At 45.4% G+C, this 617-nt stretch carries 1 protein-coding gene; it reads right to left on the bottom strand.

Annotated elements, in window-relative coordinates; genetic code table 11:
* On the bottom strand, positions 1–617 hold a 617-nt coding region (locus FC85_RS05075; protein WP_235807823.1), incomplete at both ends, for a DNA topoisomerase.

The following is a 617-nucleotide window of genomic DNA, read 5'->3' as shown; positions in this document are numbered from 1 at the left end:
TTTTCAGTAACTAAGTAGCCGCGTTTCTTTAACACTTCCAGCACATTGGCCCGGGTCGCACTTGTCCCAATGCCTTGCACATCTTTGAGAATCGCCTGGGCTACTTCATCATCAAGCGTTTTGCCAGCGGTCTTCATGGCCGTAATCAGGGTACCTTCGGTAAAGGGTACCGGAGGTGTCGTTTCTTTTTGCGGCGTTTGCAGATTTGCTTGGACTTGATCGCCTTGGTGAACGAGCGGTAAAGTTGCTTCTTGCTGGTCAACCTTTTGATCATCAAATAAAGCTTGCCAGCCTTGCTTAGTTGGGACCTTACCGGTTGCTTTAAAATTGGCGTCACCAACTTGGGTAATAATGGTGGTTTCCTCGTACTCGTACGGATCAGCAAACATCGCTAACGTCGTTTTTAAAACTAAGTCATAGACTTGTTGCTGTAATTTAGGCAAGCTGGCCAGTTTCTCTTTCGTCGGCACGACTTTAGTCATAATAATGGCGTAGTGTTCTTCAACCTTTTTCCCATTAACATAGTGCTTATTCGGGGTGGTATTGGTTAAAGCGACTCGCTTAGAGACTAACCCCAGATACTTCGTCAGATTAGCCACTAAATACTCAAATTCTTC

Source organism: Lentilactobacillus diolivorans DSM 14421 (assembly GCF_001434255.1).
Classification (GTDB): Bacteria; Bacillota; Bacilli; order Lactobacillales; family Lactobacillaceae; genus Lentilactobacillus; species Lentilactobacillus diolivorans.
Note: the sequence above shows the minus strand (reverse complement) of the source record. Positions and strands in the feature narration are given on the sequence as shown.